Annotated in this window: 19 protein-coding genes; 7 read left to right on the forward strand and 12 right to left on the reverse strand. The window is 40.1% G+C overall.

Features of this window, described 5'->3' with window-relative positions:
- Positions 1-28: 28 nt before the first annotated feature.
- The 3 genes from LL966_RS04945 to LL966_RS04955 form a co-directional block, all read right to left on the reverse strand.
- Entirely contained in the window at positions 29-253 is a 225-nt protein-coding gene (locus tag LL966_RS04945) for a hypothetical protein (RefSeq protein ID WP_229350778.1), read from the reverse strand.
- Between the two features lie 140 nt (positions 254-393).
- Positions 394-807 carry a hypothetical protein gene (locus LL966_RS04950; protein ID WP_229350780.1) on the reverse strand — a complete coding sequence of 138 codons (414 nt, stop codon included), beginning with the start codon at positions 805-807 and terminating at the stop codon, positions 394-396.
- A 13-nt stretch (positions 808-820) separates the two neighbouring features.
- Entirely contained in the window at positions 821-2,158 is a 1,338-nt protein-coding gene (locus LL966_RS04955; RefSeq protein WP_229350782.1) for a hypothetical protein, read from the reverse strand.
- 575 nt (positions 2,159-2,733) lie between these two features.
- On the opposite strand from LL966_RS04955, the gene LL966_RS22860 reads away from it, so the two are divergent.
- Entirely contained in the window at positions 2,734-2,964 is a 231-nt protein-coding gene (locus LL966_RS22860; RefSeq protein WP_394799453.1) for a DUF1016 N-terminal domain-containing protein, read from the forward strand.
- Between the two features lie 141 nt (positions 2,965-3,105).
- Here LL966_RS22860 and LL966_RS04960 read toward each other — a convergent pair whose 3' ends face one another.
- The 4 genes from LL966_RS04960 to LL966_RS04975 all read right to left on the reverse strand — a co-directional run bounded on the left by LL966_RS04960 (position 3,106) and on the right by LL966_RS04975 (position 7,777).
- The gene (locus tag LL966_RS04960) at positions 3,106-3,594 is read right to left on the reverse strand and encodes a transporter (protein ID WP_229350783.1); all 489 of its coding nucleotides are present in this window, start codon (positions 3,592-3,594) and stop codon (positions 3,106-3,108) included.
- A gap of 75 nt (positions 3,595-3,669) precedes the next feature.
- Entirely contained in the window at positions 3,670-4,479 is an 810-nt protein-coding gene (locus LL966_RS04965; protein WP_229350785.1) for a mechanosensitive ion channel family protein, read from the reverse strand.
- 132 nt (positions 4,480-4,611) lie between these two features.
- A complete protein-coding gene (locus LL966_RS04970) occupies positions 4,612-5,412 on the reverse strand; it encodes an SDR family oxidoreductase (RefSeq protein WP_229350787.1) in 801 nt (266 codons plus the stop codon).
- Positions 5,413-5,599: 187 nt separating this feature from the next.
- Positions 5,600-7,777 (reverse strand): hypothetical protein, encoded by a 2,178-nt coding sequence (locus LL966_RS04975; protein ID WP_229350788.1) that lies wholly within the window; start codon positions 7,775-7,777, stop codon positions 5,600-5,602.
- Between the two features lie 513 nt (positions 7,778-8,290).
- On the opposite strand from LL966_RS04975, the gene LL966_RS04980 reads away from it, so the two are divergent.
- Positions 8,291-8,905, forward strand: a complete 615-nt coding sequence (locus LL966_RS04980) for a YciE/YciF ferroxidase family protein (RefSeq protein ID WP_229350790.1) — start codon at positions 8,291-8,293, stop codon at positions 8,903-8,905.
- Positions 8,906-9,541: 636 nt separating this feature from the next.
- On the opposite strand, the gene xth is transcribed toward LL966_RS04980, so the two are convergent.
- The 3 genes from xth to LL966_RS04995 all read right to left on the reverse strand — a co-directional run bounded on the left by xth (position 9,542) and on the right by LL966_RS04995 (position 11,830).
- On the reverse strand, positions 9,542-10,318 hold the full coding sequence (gene xth / locus LL966_RS04985) for an exodeoxyribonuclease III (protein WP_229350792.1): 777 nt from the start codon (positions 10,316-10,318) through the stop codon (positions 9,542-9,544).
- 341 nt (positions 10,319-10,659) lie between these two features.
- Positions 10,660-11,136 (reverse strand): hypothetical protein, encoded by a 477-nt coding sequence (locus LL966_RS04990; RefSeq protein WP_229350794.1) that lies wholly within the window; start codon positions 11,134-11,136, stop codon positions 10,660-10,662.
- A gap of 298 nt (positions 11,137-11,434) precedes the next feature.
- Positions 11,435-11,830, reverse strand: a complete 396-nt coding sequence (locus LL966_RS04995) for a VOC family protein (RefSeq protein ID WP_229350796.1) — start codon at positions 11,828-11,830, stop codon at positions 11,435-11,437.
- Positions 11,831-11,971: 141 nt separating this feature from the next.
- Between LL966_RS04995 and LL966_RS05000 the strand changes: the two genes are divergently transcribed.
- From LL966_RS05000 to LL966_RS05020, 5 genes are all read left to right on the forward strand, one after another.
- A complete protein-coding gene (locus LL966_RS05000) occupies positions 11,972-12,301 on the forward strand; it encodes a helix-turn-helix domain-containing protein (RefSeq protein WP_229350798.1) in 330 nt (109 codons plus the stop codon).
- 907 nt (positions 12,302-13,208) lie between these two features.
- Entirely contained in the window at positions 13,209-13,832 is a 624-nt protein-coding gene (locus LL966_RS05005) for a T9SS type A sorting domain-containing protein (RefSeq protein WP_229350800.1), read from the forward strand.
- A gap of 24 nt (positions 13,833-13,856) precedes the next feature.
- Complete coding sequence (locus tag LL966_RS05010; protein ID WP_229350802.1) at positions 13,857-17,993, forward strand: hypothetical protein; 4,137 nt, start codon at positions 13,857-13,859, stop codon at positions 17,991-17,993.
- Between the two features lie 346 nt (positions 17,994-18,339).
- Positions 18,340-19,092, forward strand: a complete 753-nt coding sequence (locus LL966_RS05015; RefSeq protein WP_229350804.1) for a LuxR C-terminal-related transcriptional regulator — start codon at positions 18,340-18,342, stop codon at positions 19,090-19,092.
- 6 nt (positions 19,093-19,098) lie between these two features.
- The gene (locus tag LL966_RS05020; RefSeq protein WP_229350806.1) at positions 19,099-19,317 is read left to right on the forward strand and encodes a WG repeat-containing protein; all 219 of its coding nucleotides are present in this window, start codon (positions 19,099-19,101) and stop codon (positions 19,315-19,317) included.
- A 373-nt stretch (positions 19,318-19,690) separates the two neighbouring features.
- Here LL966_RS05020 and LL966_RS05025 read toward each other — a convergent pair whose 3' ends face one another.
- Complete coding sequence (locus tag LL966_RS05025) at positions 19,691-20,800, reverse strand: PepSY-associated TM helix domain-containing protein (protein WP_229350808.1); 1,110 nt, start codon at positions 20,798-20,800, stop codon at positions 19,691-19,693.
- Positions 20,801-20,841: 41 nt separating this feature from the next.
- Positions 20,842-23,286 (reverse strand): TonB-dependent receptor, encoded by a 2,445-nt coding sequence (locus LL966_RS05030; RefSeq protein WP_229350810.1) that lies wholly within the window; start codon positions 23,284-23,286, stop codon positions 20,842-20,844.
- Positions 23,287-23,606: the final 320 nt, after the last annotated feature.

The following is a 23,606-nucleotide window of genomic DNA, read 5'->3' on the forward strand; positions in this document are numbered from 1 at the left end:
GTTTTATGCTTCACTTTTTAGGATTTAATCAGCTTGACTTTTTTAAAGTATAAATCCCGCCCGCTAAAAGAGCGGCCGCCGCTCCAATATACAGAAAACCCTGCATCTGGCCCGACTCGTTCGAAGCATCAATTTTAAGGCCTAGAAAGTTAATTTCCTTAGTGCTGTCTGCCACCCGGTTTAATCCCACATAGCCTGCGCACAGGCTGATCACGATAAGCGCAATGCCAACTATTTTTGCTGTATTCATCATTTTTAGATTTAATCTTTCTTAAATATACGAAAAAAAAATCTTGTCTGTAAACAGAGCAGGCAAATGCTGCTGCCAGCGGGGCATTTTCAAAAAAACCTCAATCATTAATTTGAATTGAGGTTTTTATTTGAAAAGCGGCATTATTCCTTGCCGATGACTTTGATTCTGGTTACCGTAAGATTGCCGTATTTCTGAAGGTCCTCTTTGGACCATTCATATTCTTTCCCTTTTGGTCTTTTATCGAAATTCCAATCCAGAGGCTCTTTAACGTATACAAATAGTCCTAAGGTGTTTTCGCTGTCCGTTTTTTTTCTCAGTTCTTCCCTGCTTATGAAACGGAAAGAGAAATAAGAAGGATATTCCGGATTTCCAGTCACCAGTTTTATCTCAGGCTTTATTTCTTTTAGCAGGTCTTTTAAAGGCTTATTTAGGAACTGCTGCTCGTTAGTCTTTATTTTATGAGCATCGGCAGGAGTCTGTACCAGCTGCTGTGCTTTGCAGCCTGTGCTTGTTAGAAGCACGAAAAGGGCTATGATTCTGATTGTATTTTTCATGTTTTCAATTTTATTAGCAAGGGACATAAGAGTAGGTGCCATTTGGGTTTTTCTGTATTTTAACTCTGGTGAATTTACCGTCAGGACCCAGTTTCATCAGTGTGATGCCTGAATCGTATTTATCTAGGACCGAAGAAATGGCAGCTGTTTTCGAATCGATGGAATTTCCAATCTCAGATGTTATGTTGTTGATCTGATTGAATATGGCATCAGGAAATTCTGGCGGGTAATTCGGCGACAGATCTGCCGGGAACTGCTTTACAAAAGCCTGGGCGTTTGCCAGATTGGTTATCACAATAGCGTAGGTTTCCCCGCCGGTAAGTATAAACGAAGTCGTGAAGGCACTGTTTTTAGTGGCAAGGGTAACCGCCGCGTAAACATCTCCTGAAGATAAAGCAGTATTGTTGGGATGGTTGTGAACAGCAGCAAAAGCCCCGGCAAGACTTTCGGTTACCGCTACGCCGTTTGGATTCCCGTTGGTTCTGATCGCAGAATTGGTATAGGCACCGGAAGCGCCCGGTGTTCCAAGGGTGATGCTGTGCTCGTTGCCGTCGGCGGCACCTGCGGCTGCTACGGCTGCGCTTGCGCTGGCAAATCCAGGATTGGCGGCAACGCCGCTCGCTGTCACTGCAGCGGCACAGGGGTCAACAGGGGGACGGGGAAACCCATTAGGCCATAGCGGACCAGTGATTCCCGGCATATATCCCGGTGGAAGATTGCCTCCCGGCACCGATGTGTAATCCGGATACCATACCCAGTTGCTGCAGGTGGTGTAGGGGCCAACCGTCACATAATAGGTGCATACCAGCCTGCTGGTTTTGCTCGGCTCGGGGCTGTAATTATGCGGTCCTGCAAATTCACCGCTCTTGAATTTTCCAGAGTATGCAACAGTATTATCGCTTTTCTGGATTGTGATATATCCTGAAAAAGATGAACCTGTATTAAGAATGCTGAATCCTTTGTCACTGTTATTAAAAGTGGTGTCTTTGGTAGTGTATGCAATATTGAAAGCCGTATAGCTGCCTTGTGCATTTTTAATCAGCAGCAGTCTCATAAAAGTTTTGTAGTCCCTGTCTTCCACGACATTGGCTGAAGTATTGGCAGTTAGGCGCAGCGGCACCTCAACAGCCTGCTCGCCGCCGTTGTCAAGCACTATCGCATTTTCCCAGCTGATGCTTTGGGTGAATTTTAAAGCCTCTAAAGCGGGCTTATTGGCATCAAACCATTCTTTAGCATTCAGGACGGCCGATTCCTGTTCTGATATTCCATTTTCGTCTCCCTGGCAGCAGGCAAATAGTAAAGCGGCGCCCAGTGCGAGAAATGAAATTGATTTTCGCAGTCTATTATTCATAAGTTTAAAGTGGATTAATAAAAATATCTGTTTATTTAAGTTGTCCTGATCCGAATATCCGATACTGGAATCCGCCGGCCGGCCGAATGCTGTTATATTGGATAAGAGAACAAAACTGATAATATGAAAGCGAAATTAGTTAATTATTCTTACATATTTGCTGTTTTGCATTAGTTATTTATAATTATTTTAAATAACTGAAATAATTGCTTTATTGCTAATTGTTTATAGTGTAATAGATTTGGAATGAAATTCTTTCCAAGTATGCGTTAGGCATTATTATTCGCAGATCGTTTATGCAGCAGTGCAAGACTCTCTAGTGCACTTCATTTTTGTCCAGCACGTTTTAGGCTGGTTGATCAATTACAGCAGGAATGATTTTTTTGCAGTATTGAAGGCCATAATCTTTTTATTGCATTTGTAAAGTAACAATTTATAATTTCCAATATGACTGATGAAGTTCTGCAGAGTGACCGTTACAAAGATTGATGGGCATTTATTTTATTAAAAAATAACAATGCGCGACCGAGACCGCATTAAAAATCAATGCTGAAATGCTCAAGTTATAATGGCAAATAGGGTCTTCCATTATTGAAAGACAAAAACAGAACGGATGGGGAAGCAGGGTCATAAATCTTCTAGCTTCTGATCTGGCAGGGAATTTTCTGAACAGCACAGGATTTTTTGTCAGAAATTTAAAATATATTAAAGCTTTTTCGGAAGCTTATCCGGACTTTCCAATTGTGCAAGTGCCGCTTGCACAGATAACGTGGTACGATCCCAGTTCAACAAGTTTTTCAGCATAAGGGTGCATTATGCCACTTCCTGCAATAAAATCAAACTGTAAATCTTTGCTGAGCAAAAACAGAAGAGCTGGATCGGCAATATTTGGGGCATGATGGTGCGGCTGAGTGAACCCATAAGTTTCCAAGACTATTTTCACCTTATCAGAGAGCGAATGATCTGCAGAGAGTGTGCAGATATTCAGGTCTGACTGATTCTGCAGTCCAGCGTATTCCAGGAATGTATCCGATGTGTGATGATTTCGAAAGCTCATTTTCAAATAAAAGCCGCACTTCAGGGCCGCACTTTGGCTCCTGATACAAATTATCGGCGAGCCATGGAATGCTGATCCGGCCAATCAGTGCTGCATCGGGAACGGTATTATCATGATCCGCAAGGTGGTATTTGAATCCAAAACTTAACGGCTTAAAACCATATGTTGGATTATCCGGTTCATTTGTTGTTTGCGGCGCCCTTTCCAGGCGAAGTTCCGCATTTTTAACGAAGTGCAATTTCGGAAATTCCATGCGTTTTTCTGAATCTTTTTCTTCAAATGAAAAGCCGCTTTCGACCTGCAGCATCTGTTTCGATACTGCACTCGGACCTTCGGTTTCATTTGGACGGTCTGTCTGGATTTGCTGCGAGGATATCATGCAGGAGGCATAAAAAAGGCGAAGTGATTACCTAACACTAATTCTGCATCTTAATTTTGTTTAGAAATTTTAGTTTTATTTCAATGTGAAGCCGGCCTCCTTCAAAGTTTCGGCAACTTTCATAACAATTTCCGACCGGTGTTTCCCGTCGGTGGCCGTAAGGTCTGTTTTTACCCAGTATCTGATAATTATCTGAATCGTATTGCCTGTAATGCCAGACACCACGGCAGAGTTTGAATAACCTTTATCGGCAACGTCACTGTCTGCTTTGAGTACTTCGGTAATCAGGCTGAGAGCCTTGCGGTAATCCGATCCATATTCGATTCCAATTGTGAAGTCCTGCAGCAGAAATCCTCCGCTGTTGAAGTTGATCAGGGTATTTTTGATAAGCAGCGCGTTTGGAATATAGATATTCTTACTGTCACTTTTAATCTGGGTATCGCGAAGATTCAGCGCCACCACTTTGCCTTTTACGGCATTGCTTTCGATAATATCACCAACCGAAAAGGGCCTTTTAAAAGCCAGCAGTATTCCGGCCAGAAAATTCTCGCCAATATCTTTCAGGGCAAAACCGATAATAAACGCTGATATGCCGGCTCCGGCAAGCACACTCTGGGCAACACCGGTCAGACCAATAACTCGGAACATAAACAGAAAGCCGACCACAATAAGCGCCGCTTTGATAAGGTTGGCAATAAAAGTAGCCAACAGGGGATCATGCATCCTGCTTTTCAGCCTGGAATCTGCAAAGGCGCGGACACGCAATGCAATGAACCAGGAAATAAGAACTACCACTACTGCCAGAAGCAGCTTAGGAGTGATATCAACAAGACTTTTATAGTATCCTTCGATGTGCAGGGCAATATCATGCAAAAATTTTTCCATACTTGGTATTTAAAAATTAGTGTTAATAAAATTGACGTATTTTATTTGATTGGGCTGTATCTGATTTCGCATTTTCAAAGCAGATTGTTTCTTCCCGATCTTTATCAAAAGCTCTGATAAATGCGTTTCCATTTAAATGATCTGCAGGTGCGGACGGATCTGCATCGTTACAATATCGCATCTTTTGGGCTGCGAGAGACAAAACAAAGTGCTCATTGCAATATCATAAGCTTCCAGCATTTCCAGTTTCTCTACTTTCTCGTGCTGTACTTTCTTTGGATCGGTCTGCATGTCGCTAGTTACAGCGCCCGGTTCAATAAGGGAAACCTTAATTCCAAGGGGATTTAGTTCCTTGCGCAATGAGGTGCTGAATCCGCGTATGGCTGTTTTTGTGGCCACATAAATGGTGCTTTCAGCCGTGCGGCTCTCTGCGCTCATGGATCCAATATTGATGATATGTCCTGATTTCTGCTTTTTCATTCGTGCAGCAGCTGCCTGTGCAAAGGCAAGATAGCCGGTAATGTTGGTATCGATTGCATATTTGTAATCTTCATAAGTTTCCTCTATAAGTCCCGGGGCTGCCACGGCTGCATTATTGATAAGGATGTCAATTCCGCCGAGCTCAGTATCTGCTATTGCCAGTATTTTGTCAATATCCTCCTTTTTGGTAACATCGGCCGGAGTACCGTAAAGCTTGCTGTCTGGGAACTGCTTTTTGATATCTGCAACGGCTTTATCAAAATCTTTTTGATCCCTTCCAAAAATAAGCACCCGCCCGCCAAGAGAAACCAGGACATCGGCAATTGCTTTTCCTATTCCGGTTGTTCCCCCGGTTATGACTATTTTTTTATCCTTAATATTCTGTCCAAAGTAATTTGTTAATTTTTCCATTATGTGTTTTATAAAGTGATTATTATCTATTATGTCCGGCATAGCAAAAAGTTTTGTGCCGGGAATACGGTCGATGAGATGAAAATTGGTCCGCTCATCTTGTATTCTCTATGTATGATATCCCATAAACAGCCGCATTTGCAAAAGAAACTGGATTGCGATCATTCTTTATTGTTTATCTGTATGTTCATCTTTCACCTTCTGAGCCTTTAAACTGAAGGAGAAAAAATTACCACTGAATTTTTACGGTACCCTGACCTGAAATTTTATACTCGTGTATATTCGCATTTGCTGCAAAAGGTTCTTGGGTTTGCTTATCCTGCCAGACCTCCATTTTAATGCTGCTGTTTTTAATTTTTATAATTTTCAAATTGCAGCTCAAGTCTTTATCGCCATCTAATTTTATGGTGACTGCATTTCCCCTTTTACTGTGGTGAATAATGGGATAATCGACAAAAAGTAAAAACTCATCGCCAATTTTGATGTACTGCCTTGGCACGACACCAAAGGCCATTCCGGCGCCATAGACTTCCTGGCCTACCTGGCCGCTTTTCTCCCAGCCGTTATATAAATCTTCTAAAGGAACCCACAAATCTGCCTGTATTTCTCCTGTTTTGACTTGTTCCGACAGCATTTCTTTTGGCAGCAGCGGGGGATAATAAAAGGCAATTCTGCCGATAGCGTATTTGACGAATTCGGCAATCAATGTTTTTACAGCTGGTAAAATTGCCACATCTCGTGCCTGAATCAGATATTCTGATAAAGCGGCATAGACTTCCAATTCTTCATAGGCAGCCGTATATGGCGCATCATTTAAAGGAAAAATGGAGAAGAAATTGGTGTAATTTTTGCCAAACCCGTATCTGCAGTCATAAAGCTGAATGTTTTTAAACAATCCCGCCAGACAGATATAGCTTAAATCGAGATATAGCTTTTTATTGGTGATTTTGAACAATTCCAATAAAGCACCTGCTGCAAAAGCGGTATTATTGGCCTGATATAAAATGTTCAATCCAAGGTCTTCCAGTTTCTTTGCTGCTTTTTCTGCTTCATTCAGGTAGCGTTTTTCCTTGGTTATCTTAAAAAGCAGCAGCATCAGGTGCGCGTATGCACCAGGAACATCCCTTTCTCCGCCGGCTCCGGGAGCCGTTTCTTTTTTGATGACCTCAAGGGTTTCCATATTATAAAATACCGGCCACTCATAATTAAAATGATGTGCCGTCTTTATAACATATTCGATTGAATCCAGCACCAGTTTCTCTGCAGTTTTGTCGCCCTGGCAAGCAAGTCTTGCCAGATTCATCAAAGGATGGTGCAGATACCAGGAATCCATCACCATTTCTTTTTTCTGCTCTTCTGATTCGTCCAGCTTGTCGGTCATTGAGGGAAGCCAGCGGTTAATGCAGTTTATTTTTTTATCATAGAATGCAGAAAGCCCCTTTATTAGATCTTCGCAGACAGGCTGTTTTTCCCCGCTCCATTTTTCATATTCTTTCATTGGAGCCAGTACTGCAAGCTGTACCATGCTTTCTGGCGGCGTTTCATAGTCGCATAAATAGGCATTTAAATACGAAAGGCCATCTTTTTGCGTCCATGCACCTTTATTTTGGGTTAGATCTGCTATAACTTTTTGGGCAATATCAGGCCAGTTATTATATTCAATTCTGGGCTGATGCAGGACTTTATAAATTTTTACGAGATTGTTTAAAAAGTACTCACAAATTGTGGCTGCTTCTTCAAATATCTCAGTATGAAAAATAATATAAGCATCTGAAATGATGAAAGCCCTGTCCGGCGGCAGAGGAAGCTTATCAGTTATTGGAAGCTGAAAACCGATTTCTGGCCAGTTTCCCCCGACTGTATTTTTGGATTCTGTTTCCGTGGATTCGCAGTAGTCGGATAAGGAGGTAAGGTTTTGAAAATAAAAAAATGAGCCTGTCTGCGGTTTTGTTATGCTTGCAAACAGCAGTCCTGAACGGGATCCGAATTGTTCCATGTGAATTTTTCCGGCAGTATTGGCTATATTTCCATTCTGTGTCAGCGGAATTATATCACGCGGCCAAAACGGCATCATCAGCGGAACGTTTGCTGTAAAAGAGGTAGTATAATGTAAGACGGGAGTTGCTGTAAAATCCACACGCACTTCGTAATTCCCAAGCCTTGAATTCAACAAAATAATAACGCTGTCCTGATCATCAAAAAGATTGGAAACTTCAAAACAGCTGTTCATGGCAAACGCAGCCCGGAAGGCTATCTGCCCGCTGCCAGGAAGAACCGCCACAATCCAAAGCGAATCGCCCGTGTTGTAAAATTGATAGGTGTAGGCAAGAACTTTTCTTTCTAAAAGTATTTCGCTATTTTCAATATCTGCCTGTGCAGTTGCGCTCCAAGGTGTAATTGTATTCATTATGATCATTTTTATTTATGCAAAAGTGATGCTGCCGGTTGATAATTTATGGACGATGGGACTGCAATTCCATAGCCTGTGTGGGATTAGACTTTTAGCTCAAGAGCGGTGCACTCTTTGCTGCTTTTCCCAGCCAGAGCGGAAGCAAATAAATGAATAAGCCGTATTTATGTAAGATTCCTTTGTCATCAGATTGATTTACAGCAAATTTCTGCAAAATGCCGCCATTTTTTCTTATATAATTTATACAAGTTTTTATAGATTTTCCGCACTGCATGAAAAAGTTAATCATATGATAGTCGTTTTTTCTAGACAGTTTACCAAAGAAGTGAAATACAAATTCATGAGCAGCATTTCATGCGCTCACATGCGGTGTCGCATAAAAGTTATGCGCTTCATCATCGCAATTTCCTATATTTCAATATTTAAATGCTGTAAGAATTGGTTGAAAAGCTGTAAGACACCGTTGGCATGCCCATTGTAAATTTGGCTTATTAACTAAAAAAAATAATTATGAAAACTGCAATAAAAAAAACAGCTGACTCAAAAAGCAAAACCGGAGCCGCATCGGCTAAATCCGCCGCCTCTAAGACGTCCCCAAAAGGAACTGTAAAAGCCAAATCTTCTGCTGCAGAAGGCCTCAGAGAATTATTTGTAGATTCTCTGAAAGATATTTACTGGGCTGAAAAGGCGCTGGTTAAAGCACTTCCTAAAATGGCCAAAAATGCGACTTCTGAAAATCTGATCAGCGCTATCAATGAGCATCTATCGGTAACTCAGGAGCAGGTTGCAAGACTTGAAAAAGTTTTTACATCGGTAGGCGAGAAGGCGGCGGCTAAAAAGTGCGACGCCATGGAAGGACTTATCAAAGAGGGGGAAAGCATTATGGAGGAAACTGAAAAAGGACCCGTAAGAGATGCCGGAATTATTGCCGCATCACAAAAAATTGAGCATTACGAAATTGCGAGCTACGGAACGCTGGCAGCCTTTGCTGCAACGCTGGGAGAGGATGACGCGGTGCTGCTGCTGGAGAAAACCTTGTCTGAAGAAAAACAGGCGGATGTGACACTGACGGAAGCTGCTTATAATACGATCAACTTCGATGCTAAAGAAGAAGATCAAAAATAATTTCAAATTGCAATTCCAAGATTAGATTTGCTTTTTTCAGGACCTGTACCGTTTTCTTATGGTGCAGGTTTTTTTAGGCCTTTGCGTAAAAGGAGTCCGTGGCGACGCTAATTTTGCCATTTTTGCCGGCATTAGCTGGCATGACGACTGGTAAGCCTGTTGCCCAATCAGTCGGGATCCAAGCGAATCCAATGGCTAAGAATTTAAATGATGCCATCTTGCCGCTGCTCTGTATTTTCTGTATGGATCCGCCACGCCAGTGCCTGCAATAATTGGCATTTTCAATGGATAGGCTGGATGGGGCCACGAGTTGTTTTTCACGCAATAAATAGAGCAGCCGATAACCGGCAGCGGCTAGTGGATGCCTTTTATTTTGGATCGGGCAAATCCATCCAGCATATCCTGGGTAGGACGTTCCGCATCCCTTGCGATCAGGGGAGATTCCAAAAGATAATTATCCACGTAATCCAAAACTGTTTTTTCGATATGGTCAAGCTTTTGGATCATCAGGCTCTGTGGAAGCGTTATATGCACTTTCCATGTGCGCTTTCAGATCTTATTCGACTGCTTTATTAAATCTTCCATGGGATTTGTTTCCTATGGTAAAAGGTTACTTTTTAGTTTCAGTACTCTCTCTTACAAAGGATCAATTTCAATCCATACCGGAGCGTGGTCACTGGTTTTTTCCCATCCGCGCACGTGGCGGTCCACCGAGGCTGATTTCAGTTTTTTGGCTACTTGAGGGCTCAAGAGGAAATGGTCGATCCGGAGCCCTGCATTGCGGGTGTAGGCATTTCTGAAATAGTCCCAGAAGGTGTAGATGACCTCATCAGGATATAAGCTGCGGATGGCATCAGTCCATCCCTGTGCGGCGAGCTCAGCAAATGATTTTCGGACCTCGGGCAGGAAAAGCGCATCTTTTACCCAGCGTTCGGGCTTATAAACATCAAGCTCTGCGGGCATCACATTGAAATCTCCCGCAAGTATTACCGGGGTGTTTAAACCCAACAGTATAGCGGCCCGCTTGGCCAGCCTCTTAAACCACAGCATTTTATATTCGAGTTTAGGGCCAGGCGCCGGATTGCCGTTGGGCAGGTAAAGACAGGCAATTACAATGCCGCCTATCAGCGCCTCTATATAACGGCTCTGGCTGTCGTTCTCATCTCCTGGAAGCGTTCGTGTTATTTCCTCAATTTCCATGTCACGAGCCAGTATGGCCACGCCATTCCATTGCTTCTGCCCGTGCCAGACGGCATTGTAGCCTGCATCATTAATGGCTTTTAGCGGGAATTTGCCCTGCGGTGCCTTGAGCTCCTGCAGGCAAACAACATCGGGAGCTGTTTCCTCCAGCCAACGCAGAAGGACATTAAGCCGCCCGTTAACCCCGTTTACATTATAAGTAGCTATTTTCATGTAGTTTGCGTATTGATTGGGATGCATTTAAAAAAGATGCTTTTCGCGGTAGCGGGCGCTTTTATCCATGTATGTTTGTTTACGGGTCAGCTTAAAAGTCATTGACTGCCACAACTAAATAATGCGCATATTTTGATGCAGCATTTTATTTAGTATGTAATATAAAATTTTAAGGCATTTGCTTTTGAATTCAAATTACAGGATTAAATTTCTTCAACAAGAAAAGGGGCAGGTGCGCTTTCCTGCCATTGGAGGCGGCGGCTTAACCAGGTTGTGCGAATTATTGCACCGCGGTAAAGCGGATTCTTCCCAGGACTGCATAAAAAAACGTTATCAAGGTTTTAAAATTTTCGCTGCGAAGGTTTGTTCCTGCCGGGCGCGCCATTACCTGTTTCATTTCTGATGATTTCGTCTTCTTTAAGCTCTTCATTTCCAAGCTGCCCGATTTCGAATTCCCTGTTTATGGGATTATCAAGATCAGGTTCAATTGTTTGAAAGGCGCCGTTTTCAAGCTCCTTGTTTCCAGCAGTGTCAATGTCAGTTTCAAAACCTTCAGACGGATCATTTTCTATAAGATCCTCTTCAATGTCCTTCTCGGTAATATCTTTGGATTCGCTGTCCGATTCGCTGTCAAGATTCTCTGAATCATAAGGGTTGCTGATATCATCGGTACTCAGATCATCTGCGTGAGCCGGTTCAGTATCGTCCGCAATGGGATTCGCTGAAGAGGGGGAAGCTTTCTGCAGCTGCTTGCCTGGGTCTGTATTTTGAAAATTCTTGTCATCCTGACCGTAATTTTCATGTTTATCTGCCTTCATAATTTTATATTTTTAATTTGACTATTCACTGTCGTTTTCAACAAGAGACCGTTCACCAGCTGTTCCGCGGCTTTTTATCGTTTTATTCTCCTTATAACAAAAATAAAGAGGATAGGCAGTTTTTTTTTTACAGAATAATGGATTCGATTTATAAAATAGCTATCACACAGACAGGCAGATAGATGCGGCATTGCAAAACAAAATGCTGCAGGCAATGTTATTCAGATACAAGCTGATAAGATGGGAAAGCTGTAAAGCCATTTTGGAGATCCGTACAATAATGTCCCTTGCTCTTTTATTATTGCTTCACCAGTGGATGGCCAATTTCCCAGATATGTCCAAAAGGATCTTTCAGCTTTCCGATCCTCCAGTCTTCTTCTGTAGCCATGGGACAGATTGCAACTGCACCGTACTGGACTGCATTTTCAAATATTGAATCTGCATTTTCACTTTCTAAAACTATTCTGACCGGAGGATTGGATGGCATGGTGCCGGTCTGGCCGCCATCACAGGGCTGCTCGTCGCTTACATAAAAGCCTGCGCCATCAATTGTGAGCACTGATGATATTGTATTGTTTTCAAGTGAATATCTTTCTGATTCAACAGCCCCAAAAGCGTTGATGTAAAAATCAACTGCTCTAGCTGCATTGTGTACTGTAATAAAAGGTCTGATAGTAGTTTTAGCTCTTTTCATCTTAAATTAAAATTAAATGATGCACTAGTGCTTTAGAGTGTAAAAATAATAAATAGCACTGCAGGTTTTACATTGCGGATAATAAAGCAGATTTGGCAGAAATAGCTATAGTTAGTTAGATATACTTAAAACAGCACTGATATGAAACCATTTACTTTTGAAGATCTTCCCAACATCTTAGGAACACTTTCCCTGAGGGTGGAAAATATTGAACGTCTTTTAAAAGAGATTAAAAATAAGCCTCCCGAGCCGGAAGATGCCGGTCTGATGACCATAATTGAAGCCTCAAAACTGATCAGGCTTTCGGTTCCGACGATCTATTCTAAAGTCTGCCGTAATGAGATACCGGTGAGCAAGCAGGGCAAACGGCTTTACTTTTTAAGATCGGATCTGCTGGAGTGGATAAAGTCAGGGCGCATCAAAACCGTTTCGGAAATAAGACAGGAAGTGGAACAGCGATTTAACAGATAGGATGGTATAAGCCTGCAGATTTTCTGCAGGCTTATCAGTTTGTACCCTATCTGTACCTGTTATTCGTGTATCGCTTGTAAAGGCTGTAAAGTGAATTTCTGGATCTGAGATTTCACACAGATAAATTATAAAAACACTATTAAGTTGGGAGCAGAATTCGAACTTTATAGCTGAAATCCTGTCTTTACTACGATTGATAAAATGTCTTTGAGCAAATTGCTACGATTCTGCAATTAAATTTAATTTTACTCTTTTTTTAATATTTGTATTCTAATGGATTATATGAAATGTTGCTATTTTTTTACATTGCAAAAAATATTAAGAATATTAGGAAAAGTGGTTCCAACTCATGTAAAAATTTAAAATGATTGATTACAGGCTATTTTGTTAACTTTTATCGCAGGAAAAGCTTGTAGCTCCACTCGATAAAATACTCCTTTAGGAGTATTTTTTTTGTCTTCCTGTTAATTTAGCTTTGCTACGTAACCATATAGTTTTAAGTTTTTTGCACAAAATACATTTTTGGTTTTTATGCGTTTAATAAAATGTAGCATTTACCTTTTAAAATAATTTAATGAGATGGAAGTCGGAAAATATTTTTGGGCTTTTATACAGAAAACCTGTTTAAAACCAGACGATGCAATTTAAAAGGTTGCTTTTGCCGATAAAATTTGAAAGGAACGCTTGATTTTTAATGCATTATACTGTTTAGTCTAAGCTATTCATATATGAGAGATATCACATTCAATATGCAAACTATAGAAATTGTAAAGCTTTTATAAAATGTAAGAAGAACGGCTTGCACATACTTTGCAACTGTTTTAAAACCAATTTCACTGTATAATAAAGCCTTTCTTCTACCGATATTAATTTAATAAACACCAAATTCCTCTAAAATTTTATGCCTATGAAAAAAAAATACTTTTTAGCGCTTCTTTTTCTTTTTCTTATTTCTTCTATTGAAGCGCAGACCAAACTGCAGTTTTCAATTTCCCAGCCACCAATACTGATAGCAGATGCAGGTTCGGGCAAAACAATTCTTCCCGGCGCAAGCACAGTTTTAGGCGGTTCCCCATCGGCTTTAGGAGGCAGCGGGACTTACACGTACTTATGGACACCCGCGGAGGGCTTAAATCAGGCTAATATTTCTAATCCGGTGGCAAGCCCTTTAAAAACAACGCAGTATACGCTCACTGTCAATGACGGCAAAAAGTGCAGCATAAATGCTTCGGTGACCATTACGGTAAATTCTAATCTTGGTACAGATGAAATGCAGGATGAAAGCGGACTGGTAATTTATCCCAATCCAAGTACAGGGTCATTTACAGTAAAATCGGAAAAAAGCCTGAGCAGCGGTCCAATACAAATAGAAATTTTTAGTGTTCTCGGATCGTTGATTTTTTCTGAAACGATTTCAGACGGCGATAAATTAAACAGAACAATCACACTTCCTCATAAAAGTTCTGGAGTGTATTATTTAAAGCTCACAGGAAGCGGCCTAAATATCAGCAGACCTGTTATGATTCTATAAATCCGCTATCTTTTTACATCCATTATGAAAAAAATATACATTAAAGGAAAATACTGCATGATGATTGCAGTATTTCTTCAGATTATTTTTATGTGCCAGAGTCTGAAAGCACAGACCATCTACAAGGGCGATAACATAGAGCTTTCTTTGGCTGCAGGCTACAGAGGGAACATTCAATGGCAGGAGTCTGGTGACGGAATTTCTTGGTCCAATATAGCTGGAGGAACAGTCAATAATCTGATTGTGAGTCCTTTGTTAAATACACAGTATAGAGCCGTTGTTACAGAGATGGCCTGCGATCCCATCTATACAACTGTAAGATCTGTATTGGTAAGCAATGATTCTGGTATTTCAGTTAATGCCCCAACGGTTAGCTCCTTTAACGCTGTCGGTGCTTCTGCACAGGGAGAAATAAAGCGGCTGGGAGGAGTCGTTAAAGTGGTTGAGAGAGGAATTTGCTGGAGCACCTTAAACAATCCAACGGTTAATGACAGCAAAACATCTGAGGGTTCAGATATAGGTACGTTCACAAGCGCAATTTCTGGCCTTGCGCCAAGCACCACCTATTTTTTGCGTTCCTATGCTGTTACAGATCAGGGAATGACATTATACAGTCCGTCGATTTCCATCAGAACCCTTGAGCTGGTTTCTATCGGTTTTGTTCCTGTATATGATATTTCGGCTGTTTCAGCCTTTTCGGGAGGACTTATTAAACTTAATGGGACAGAAACGGTTGCGGCCAGAGGCGTATGCTGGAACACCAGCCAGAACCCTACGATTGCCAACAATAAAACATCAGACGGAACTGGAGAAGGATCATATGCCAGTTCTTTAACCAATCTGCAGTCTGAGAAGGTGTATTATCTTAGGGCCTATGTCACGGCCAGTAATGGACTTACATATTATTCACAGCAGATCTCTTTTGAGACACTGCCGGCTTATTCCTTCACGATCCAGACCAGCAATGTTTCAGGAGTTTCTTTTTCAAGCGCGAATGCAGGAGCAAGCATTCAGATAGCGGGTTCGGGCACAGTTTCTGCCCGCGGCATTTGCTGGAACACGGCCGCCTTGCCTACAATTTCAAACAGTAAAACTGTAAATGGATCTGGCGCTGGAAGTTTTACGGCTTCAATTGCGGGCTTAACTCCTGGCACTGTTTATTATATCAGAGCATATGCCACTTCCGCTACGGGCAAAACCTTTTACGGCAATCAGGTGAGTTTTGCAACATTGGAAGGCATTTCGGTAAATACGGAAGCAGTTACTGCAGTTACAACTTCTTCGGCTGTGTCTGGAGGAACGGTTACGGATCTTGCTTCGGGCTCTGTATCCGTGATTCGAAGAGGGGTCTGCTGGAGTACCAGCCCAAATCCGGTTGCAGCAATAAATTACACTTCGGATGGAAATGGAACAGGAAAATTTTTAAGCATAATCACGGGGATAAATCCCATGACAAACTATTACGTGAGAGCCTATGCTGAGCTGTCGTCAGGAAAAATTGTCTATGGGAATGAGAGCAGTTTCACTACCGCTCAGCCATTGGCAGTAAATATAACAACTTATAACGCTTCAAATATCACAGCTACGGGTGCCGCTTCTGGGGGGACTATCGCTGTCTCTGGCTATGGATCAGTTACGGAACGAGGTGTTTGCTGGAGTTTGATCCAAAACCCTACGGTGGCTGATTACAAAAGTAGCGATGGAGCAGGAAGCGGTTCATATACCAGCACATTAACAGGATTAAACCCTGGAAGCATCTATTATGTGCGTGCATATGCGATAAAAGATTCAGGAGATGCTGTTTATGGAAACCAGATTTCATTTACTGCACCAAGTCCCGTAATTATAACAACTTCACCTATAACGGACCTTACTTCAATCTCAGCGACTTCAGGGGGCGTTATAACAATAGTGGCGTCAGGAACGTCAATAACTTCACGAGGCGTATGCTGGAGCGAATTCCCAAATCCGACTGTAAGCAGCAATAGTTTTGCGGTGAGCGGTGCAGGAGCGGGGACTTTCAGCAGTTCTATTAAAGGATTGAACGGCACCAAGATTTATTATGTCCGCGCTTACTGCGCTACAAATGTTGGGGTTGTCTATGGCAACGAGATATCATTTACAACTCCTCAGCCTCCTGCGGCAGATCTCCAGCTGCTGACAGATAATGTATCGCTTATTACCGATAGGCTTGCATACTGCACAGCTCAGATAAGCGGAACAAGCGCTGTAACGCAGAGAGGTTTGTGCTGGAGCAAAAAAGCCAATCCGACAACTGCTGACAGTAAGACAATTTTTGCTTTTACAGCCCAGCCTAAAATATCAGGAGATTTGACAGGTTTGGAACCGCTGACGACTTATTATGTGAGATCATATGCGGTAGCTTCGACCGGAGCAACTTATTATGGCAATCAGGTATCATTCACAACAGTGAAAGAAGCGGTGGCAGAAATACCTGCAGTGACAACTATTTCTGTTGAGAATATCAATGGCACTTCAGCTTTTGTGCGCGTTAAGGCTACTGGTGTATCTTATGCAAAATTGGGTGTTGCAATAAGCACCTCACCGAATGCTCCTGCAGAGGGAATGGCAGGAATTATAAATGTATTGGGTGATTTTGATTATGTATCTTTTTTCAGCGGATTAACCCCAGGAACAAAATATTACGTTAGGGGATATGTTATGCCTGGGAGCGAGTATGATTACGAGGCTCCTATCTATGGCAATGAACTTTCTTTTACCGCTTTATCGCAGGAGAGTGCTGCATATGCAGTAAAAACAGCAGATCCAGTAATTTCAGTTCCTTATGAAACTTCGATACCAACGGTCATTTCGGGAGGATTTTTAGATGGACCAGCCCCGCCTCTTTCAAACGGGTTGACTAACTATGGATATTGTTGGAGCAAATTGCCCAATCCTACTGTTGCAACTGGAAGCAAGGAGGTAATTCCAATGAATACCTATGCTATGGGAGAATATTTCAGATCTTATCCAATACGAATTCCGATTGGAGCGGTTTTGTACCCTGAGCCTGTAAATTATTCTTCAACTTATTACTTAAGATCTTTTATAACTTTAAAATCTGGAGAGGTCATTTATGGCAATGAGGTAATGTTTACTACTCCATCAGCTCCGAGTTTTGAGATTACGACGCAAAATACTTCATATAGCGGTAATGCCAATGAATTTAACGTAAAAAGCAATGTGACAATCATAGGCTCGGAAACCATTATTGCTCGAGGGATATGCTGGAAAACATCGCATGATCCTACAATATTGGACCCTCATACATCAAATGGCAATTCAAGCGGAGAGATTACAGCCACTACTCGACCTATAGCTTATGGAATTACGTATTACTTCAGGTCTTATGTTATTGGAAGCAGCGGAAAAGTATACTATGGCAATGAGATTTCCTTTAGAACGGATGCTCCTGAAGAGCCTGATACTACAGCACCAGGAACAATTGAAGACCCCAATCTAAATCCGAATCCTGCATTGACTGTAATTACAAATAATGTCAGTTCAATTACCGGATCCAGTGCTGCATTTTCGGGAAGCATTTCAGGAGGTTCAAAAGTTACGGAGAGAGGTTTCTGTTTTGCAACAGCACAGAATCCTACCACTAGAAATGCCAGAATTACTTACGGATCTGGTTTGGGAAATTTTAATGGAAGCATTACGGGTCTGATTTCAGGCACTCGCTATTACGTCAGAGCATATGCGGTATCAGCTTCAGGCACTACTTATGGAAATCAGGTGTCCTTTGTGACATTGACCACCAATACCGCTGGCGGAGACATGCTTCTAACTTATATCGCCCAAGGCAAAGAAGCAAAGGATTGTGCTCAAATGTCAAAAGGCTATTATGCAAAAGTTATATATTCTAAAAATGAGAAATCGGAGAGGGAATTGGCTAAGACGACTTTGAGAAATAAGTACGGCGCTTCAATTGATTTCACCTCAAATGCCACCAAACAGAAATTTGCTGCCGTAATCCAATATGTTTACAAAATGGCGGGATGGAATTGCTTTATAACTGTAATTACAATCGGGTATGGCTCAAATGCAAGCGAAGCATTGAACAATGCAGTTAAGAATAAAAATAATGTCGCCGGTGCTGGTGCAGATTATACAGTGTTGAGGCAGATTCAATGGTAGAGCTTAAATAGATTAGAAAAGTTGAGAATGCTATTACTGATCTTAAGGCATAGTACAAAAATAATATGAAACAGCCTTTCGGGCTGTTTCGTTTTTATGCTTTAAATAAAAAAATACTAAAGTGGAGAAGCCACCGTATTAACCATGTAAATGTGCAGTATACTTTTAGAATTAGCAAAATCAATTCTATTTTTCTTCTTCCGGCTAAAACTCTTAAAATTCTTAAGAGTTTTTTTTGTTATGTAAACCTATTCCTAGTCAGTGAATTAAAGTTTTGAAAGCATTTGAATTTCATATTTTTTTTGCTTTATTTTGTTTTAACAATTATTTAACAGAACTTAATTTTATGTTACCGGAAATTCAAGGTCTTCATGATGTTTGGTTTACTAACCGAACTGTAAGCAAAACAAATGCCGAGATATCTTTTGATAGTCTGACCAATTCCATTATCAGTACTGGACCTTTTTCATTCTACATAATTGACTTCTTTGATATGTCACTCTCTCATGTGAGCCCATCTGTGTATGAACTCCACGGTTTTGATCCCAAAACGGTTACTTTCAATGATGTTTTGGGGGCAATTCATCCCGAAGATCTGGATTTCGTAATAAAAGCGGAAGATTTTTTAACGAAATTTTTTTTCCAGAATGTCGGACGTGAAAAATTATTAACCTACAAAATAAGCTATTGCTACAGAGGCAGATTAAAAAATGGAGAGTATGCATTATTTAATCACCAAGCTCTAATGCTTACGATGGATGATAATGGAGGATATGGAAAATCATTAAACATTCATACCAGAATTGATCATTTGACTAATAATAATACCTATAAAATATCACTTATAGGCTTAAATGGCGAACCTTCTTTTATGAATTTAAGCCTTGACAAAGCCTACAAACAAGACCAAAAATTCTCAAAGAGAGAAATTGATATTATCAAGCTAATGGGAAGCGGTTTAAGCAATAATGAAATTGCAGACAGACTTTTTATCAGTCCCTTAACCGTCAAAAAACATCGAAATAATATACTGGCTAAATCAGATTCAAAAAATACGGCAGAACTGATCAAAAACTGTATTTTTCAGGGGATTATATAATTATTTTTGATTCAAAAAATTGCTAATAAAGATAAAAAATACGGAGCAGGCTTTCTTGATTTTAAGGAACCATTTGAGCTTAAATACGATTCCATTGCAGCATTTGAAGACGATTTTGCACTTGTGCAAAGAAATAATCTATTTGGTTGCATTAATTATTCGGGTAAGGAAGTTATACCTATAAAATATAGATTGCTGGAACATTTAGCGAAGATTATGGAGTAGCTTTAAGATATGGAAACTGGTATATTTTGGATAATACTGGCGCAGATTTGCCAGTACAGGAGTTGTTGATGTGAAAGATGAAGACAGAATATTGTAATATAACCGTGAAGGAAAATCGATTAAAAAACCTGAAAAAACGAACTAGAGATTTTCAGTTTTTTTAACCGCTTTAGCTTTATGTGGCAAAAAAGGCATCACATCGAGGGTTTCAATGTACAAAACTTGCGACAAATGGGATAAATTATGACAAACCTAAGGATTTTTTAAGGTTTTAATTAGAGTCAATTTCTTGTAAAAGAAGTTAGCAAAAAGATTTAAAACAACTATATTATTGTTAAGTAGCTAAAAATGATTTGAGAAGAAAATGTAAAAACTAACGTCTTTTTTTCTTTCTTCCCATCCAAATAAAAAATCCTGTTATGGGTAATGTTGCAGCGAAAAGGCAAACCAAAAAGGCCAAAATTTTTGTTGGATAGCCATAGATGCTTCCCGTATGAATTGGATAAATTAGGCGCCGCACTTTATCACCGTTGCTAAAAGATTCATAAGGTTTAATTTTTAAAAGCTTCCCGGTATATTTATCAAAATAAGCCATGCTTGAAATATTCGGAATGGATTTTTCAATATTTAATTTGATGGCCATGATACTGTTTATGGTATCAGATGGAATTCTAATTTGAGTATCACCTTTGTATTTATAAATCTGCTCAGTTTTTAAAAGCATGTTTTGATAGAAAAAAGTCTTATCCAGTTTTGGATCCACTTTTGTCGGATTTTCAACTTTGGCGGAAGGCTTTTTTGCTGTTCCGTCTGCCAATAAATAAATGCCGCTTTCAAACCATTTGAAAGACCAGGTTAATCCCGTTAGCGATATTATCAGAAGAAATAAAAAACTGTAAAAACCAAACTTAGAGTGAAAATCCCAATTGGCTCTTTTAAATGATGCGTTCCATTTTACGGTTAATCTTTGCTTTAGGTTTTTTATCTTTTTTGGGCACCATAAGATGATGCCGGAAATCAGCATAAAGACAAAAATCAGACAACTGCAGCCTGTAATAAATTTTCCAATATCGCCCATAATCAAATGACGATGCAAATCTAGCATTACAGAAAAGAATCTGCTTTTTTCAGGAATTGCAGCCAATATTTTTCCTGTATATGGATCTACAGAGAAAATCTGATCCTTTTTATTATCATCGATTCCAGAAATAATTACCGTTCTTGCCGGGTTTTCATACGTTTGAATGCGATGTAATTGAGTAATTGCATATTTTTTCTTTATGAAATGAACGTGGACATCAACAGGCAATTTTTTTGTTCCGATTGTCGAAACCTTATAAAATTCAGGATTGACAAATGCATCAATCTCATCTTCAAAAACTAAAATGCTTCCCGAGAGTGCTACAATAAATACAATAAGCCCGGACGAAAGCCCGAGCCATAAATGTAAAAAACCGATGCTTTTTTTTAATGTTTTGTTCATGTAAAAAGATTGCAATATTTTTTGATGCAATTAAAACTCTTTTAAAACGAATAGCCAAGAGTCAAGAGCCAGTTCGAAGGCGCGCCCGGAAACAAGCGGATATAATCGTAACCGCCAACCCAATAGGTTTTGTTTAGAATATTATTGGCATTGAGCTGAATTTTAAATTTGTTTATATTGTAGTAAAAAGCGGCATTGAATAAGGTATATCCGGGAAGCGTTTCTGTAGTGGTCTGGCTCATGGTGCGCGTTGTTGCAAAATTTGATCCCATTGCGATTCCAAAATCTTTTAAAGCGCCATCAGTAAAATTATAGCGGGTCCAGATATTACCCTGCTGTCTTGGAGTATTTGCTTTTTGTCTTCCAACTTCAGCTTCAATCGGGCTTTCTGTAATAAAAGCTTCATTATAGCTGTAAGCGGCAGAAATACTCCAGTTGCGCGTAATATTTCCATTCAGATCAATTTCGATGCCTTTAGATTCCTCTTCACCAATTGACCTCATTAAATCTGGATTTGCCGGATCATTAGCCGGATACAAGGTGTTTTTCTGCTGTATTTTGAATAAAGCAACCGTCACAAAAAGCTTTTCTTTGAACCAGGAAGATTTTCCTCCAAATTCAACCATATTGCTTTCTAACGGATTAAATGGTCCTCCCGAATTTGGATTTGCCATAGTAGAAGCCATCTGAGGATTATAACCCTGAACATAAGTTCCGTATAAGTTAATGTTTGGATTAAGTGTATAAGTAAGACCGACACGGGGCAAAAACGAATGCTGCTTTACTTTTGTCTCAGTGGCTTTTTTGTAATTTGCTTTATCTGAATATTCATCGTAGCGCAGACCAATTAAAGCCTGAAAAGCGCCAAATTTAATATGGTCCTGAATATAAATTCCATACAGCGAATAGTATGTTGGATCAACTTGGCGGGCTACATAAAAATATTTGCTCATATCTTTTAATTGCTGCGATGCAAGTGGATTGCTCAAATCAAAATGAGCTACGTTTGGCACTGGATTTCCTTTAGAGTCCAACAGATAATTGGCTTTATTTGCAGGATTGTAAGCGGCGATAAAGCCATTGTTGGCTGCATTTCTGTAACCACTTGCTGTTAATTGCGAACCGCCCGCAGGAACCTCTTCCTGAGCATAATCAAAACCTGCAATTAAATCATGGCCTAAAACGCTTGTTTTAGCTTTATACTTAAAGAAAGCGGAAAGATTATCGATGTAGCGCTTGCGTTTACGCTGAAAGACCTGCATTTCAATTGCTGTCGGAATTGTGGATCCGTCTCCGGCAGAAGCATATTTATTGGCACCGCGGTGTTCTAAAAGATCCTCATTATAGCCTGTTCTGATATAGGATCCTGAAAACGATAAACGATCTGAAAACTGGTGATTTAAAGAGGTTGTAACGATGTAGGTTTCTTCTTTTAAATAATCGTTAGTTGAGTTTAACGAATTTGAAGTTTTTGTAGAATACAGGTTGTTTTCATAAGTAGATTGCCCTCGGTCCAGATTTCCATTTGAGCTGCTGTAGATTAAATCAAAATTTACGCTTGTTTTATCATTCGGAAGAAAAGAAAGGGAAGGGGCTACAACAATATTCTTATCATATTGCAAATCTCTAAAAGAGTTTGCGTTTTCATAACCTAAATTCAAACGGTACAAAAGGGATTTGTCTTCTGTCAAAGGTCCGGTAAAATCGGCTAAAGCCCTTAAAGTATTGAAACTTCCGGTAGAAAAACTTACGCTGTTTGCCGCCTGATCCAAAGGTTTTTTTGTTACGCGATTTAAAACTCCTCCAGGAGAAGCATTTCCAAACAAAGCAGATGAAGGGCCTTTTAAAACTTCAACACGCTCCAGATAATTGGCCAGAGGCTGTTTCCAAAATCCTGTAGAAGTACGCATACCGTTAAGCAATTGCGTATTGCTTCCTCCGTTTATTCTAAAACCTCGAATAGAGATATCGTCGTAAAAAGTAAATTGGCTTACACCGCTGAAATTTTTCACCACGTCGCCAACGCGAATAGCTCCCTGATCTGCTATTAATTCTTTGGTGGCATAGGAAACTGCCTGCGGCAAATCTTTTAAAGCAATTTCTGTTTTAGCTCCAATAAAAGATTTTGTATTGCGATAAGATTTCTCTTTACGCCCGGTAATTTCTACAGTTTGCAGCGTATTGACGTTTTCTTGTAAAGTTATGGATATGTCAAGGTTTTCATTTTCATGCAGTTCAACTTTTTTGTCTTGAGCTGTAAAACCCATTGCAGTGAAATATACCGTATAGTTTCCAGGAGTAAGATTTGTAATTTCAAAATTTCCCTTGTCATCAGAAACGGCAGTTTTTTTAAGGCTTTTTATTGATATAGAAGCATAAGAGATGGCTTCATTATTTTCGGAAACGATCTTTCCGGTAATTTTAGCATTTTGTGCCAGACCAATATTTAAAAAAGCAAGCAGCAATAATGAGAAAGTTGACTTCATGGCGGTTATTTATTTTTAGGGTGCAAATCTATAACTATTTAGACTAAATACAAATAATTTTTTTTTGACATAGATTTGCACTGCTGCCTTTACTGAAATTATATGATTTCTGTTAGCTGTTTTTTTATTTCGACCATTGAAAGAGAAGTTGGCACGGAAGCGTGCTGTTTTTCAATCTGCATTTTTTTTTAAGATAAGAAAGTAGAACTGAATCAATTTTGAAGTAAGTATGCCCTATATAGCTAAAGCTGACTTCTGATCAGATAAAATCACGGCCTAATAAAACGTAAAAATTAGGATTAGAATATAAGGGGAATAAT

Origin of the sequence: Flavobacterium chungbukense (assembly GCF_020805785.1) — a bacterium.
GTDB classification, from domain to species: domain Bacteria; phylum Bacteroidota; class Bacteroidia; order Flavobacteriales; family Flavobacteriaceae; genus Flavobacterium; species Flavobacterium chungbukense.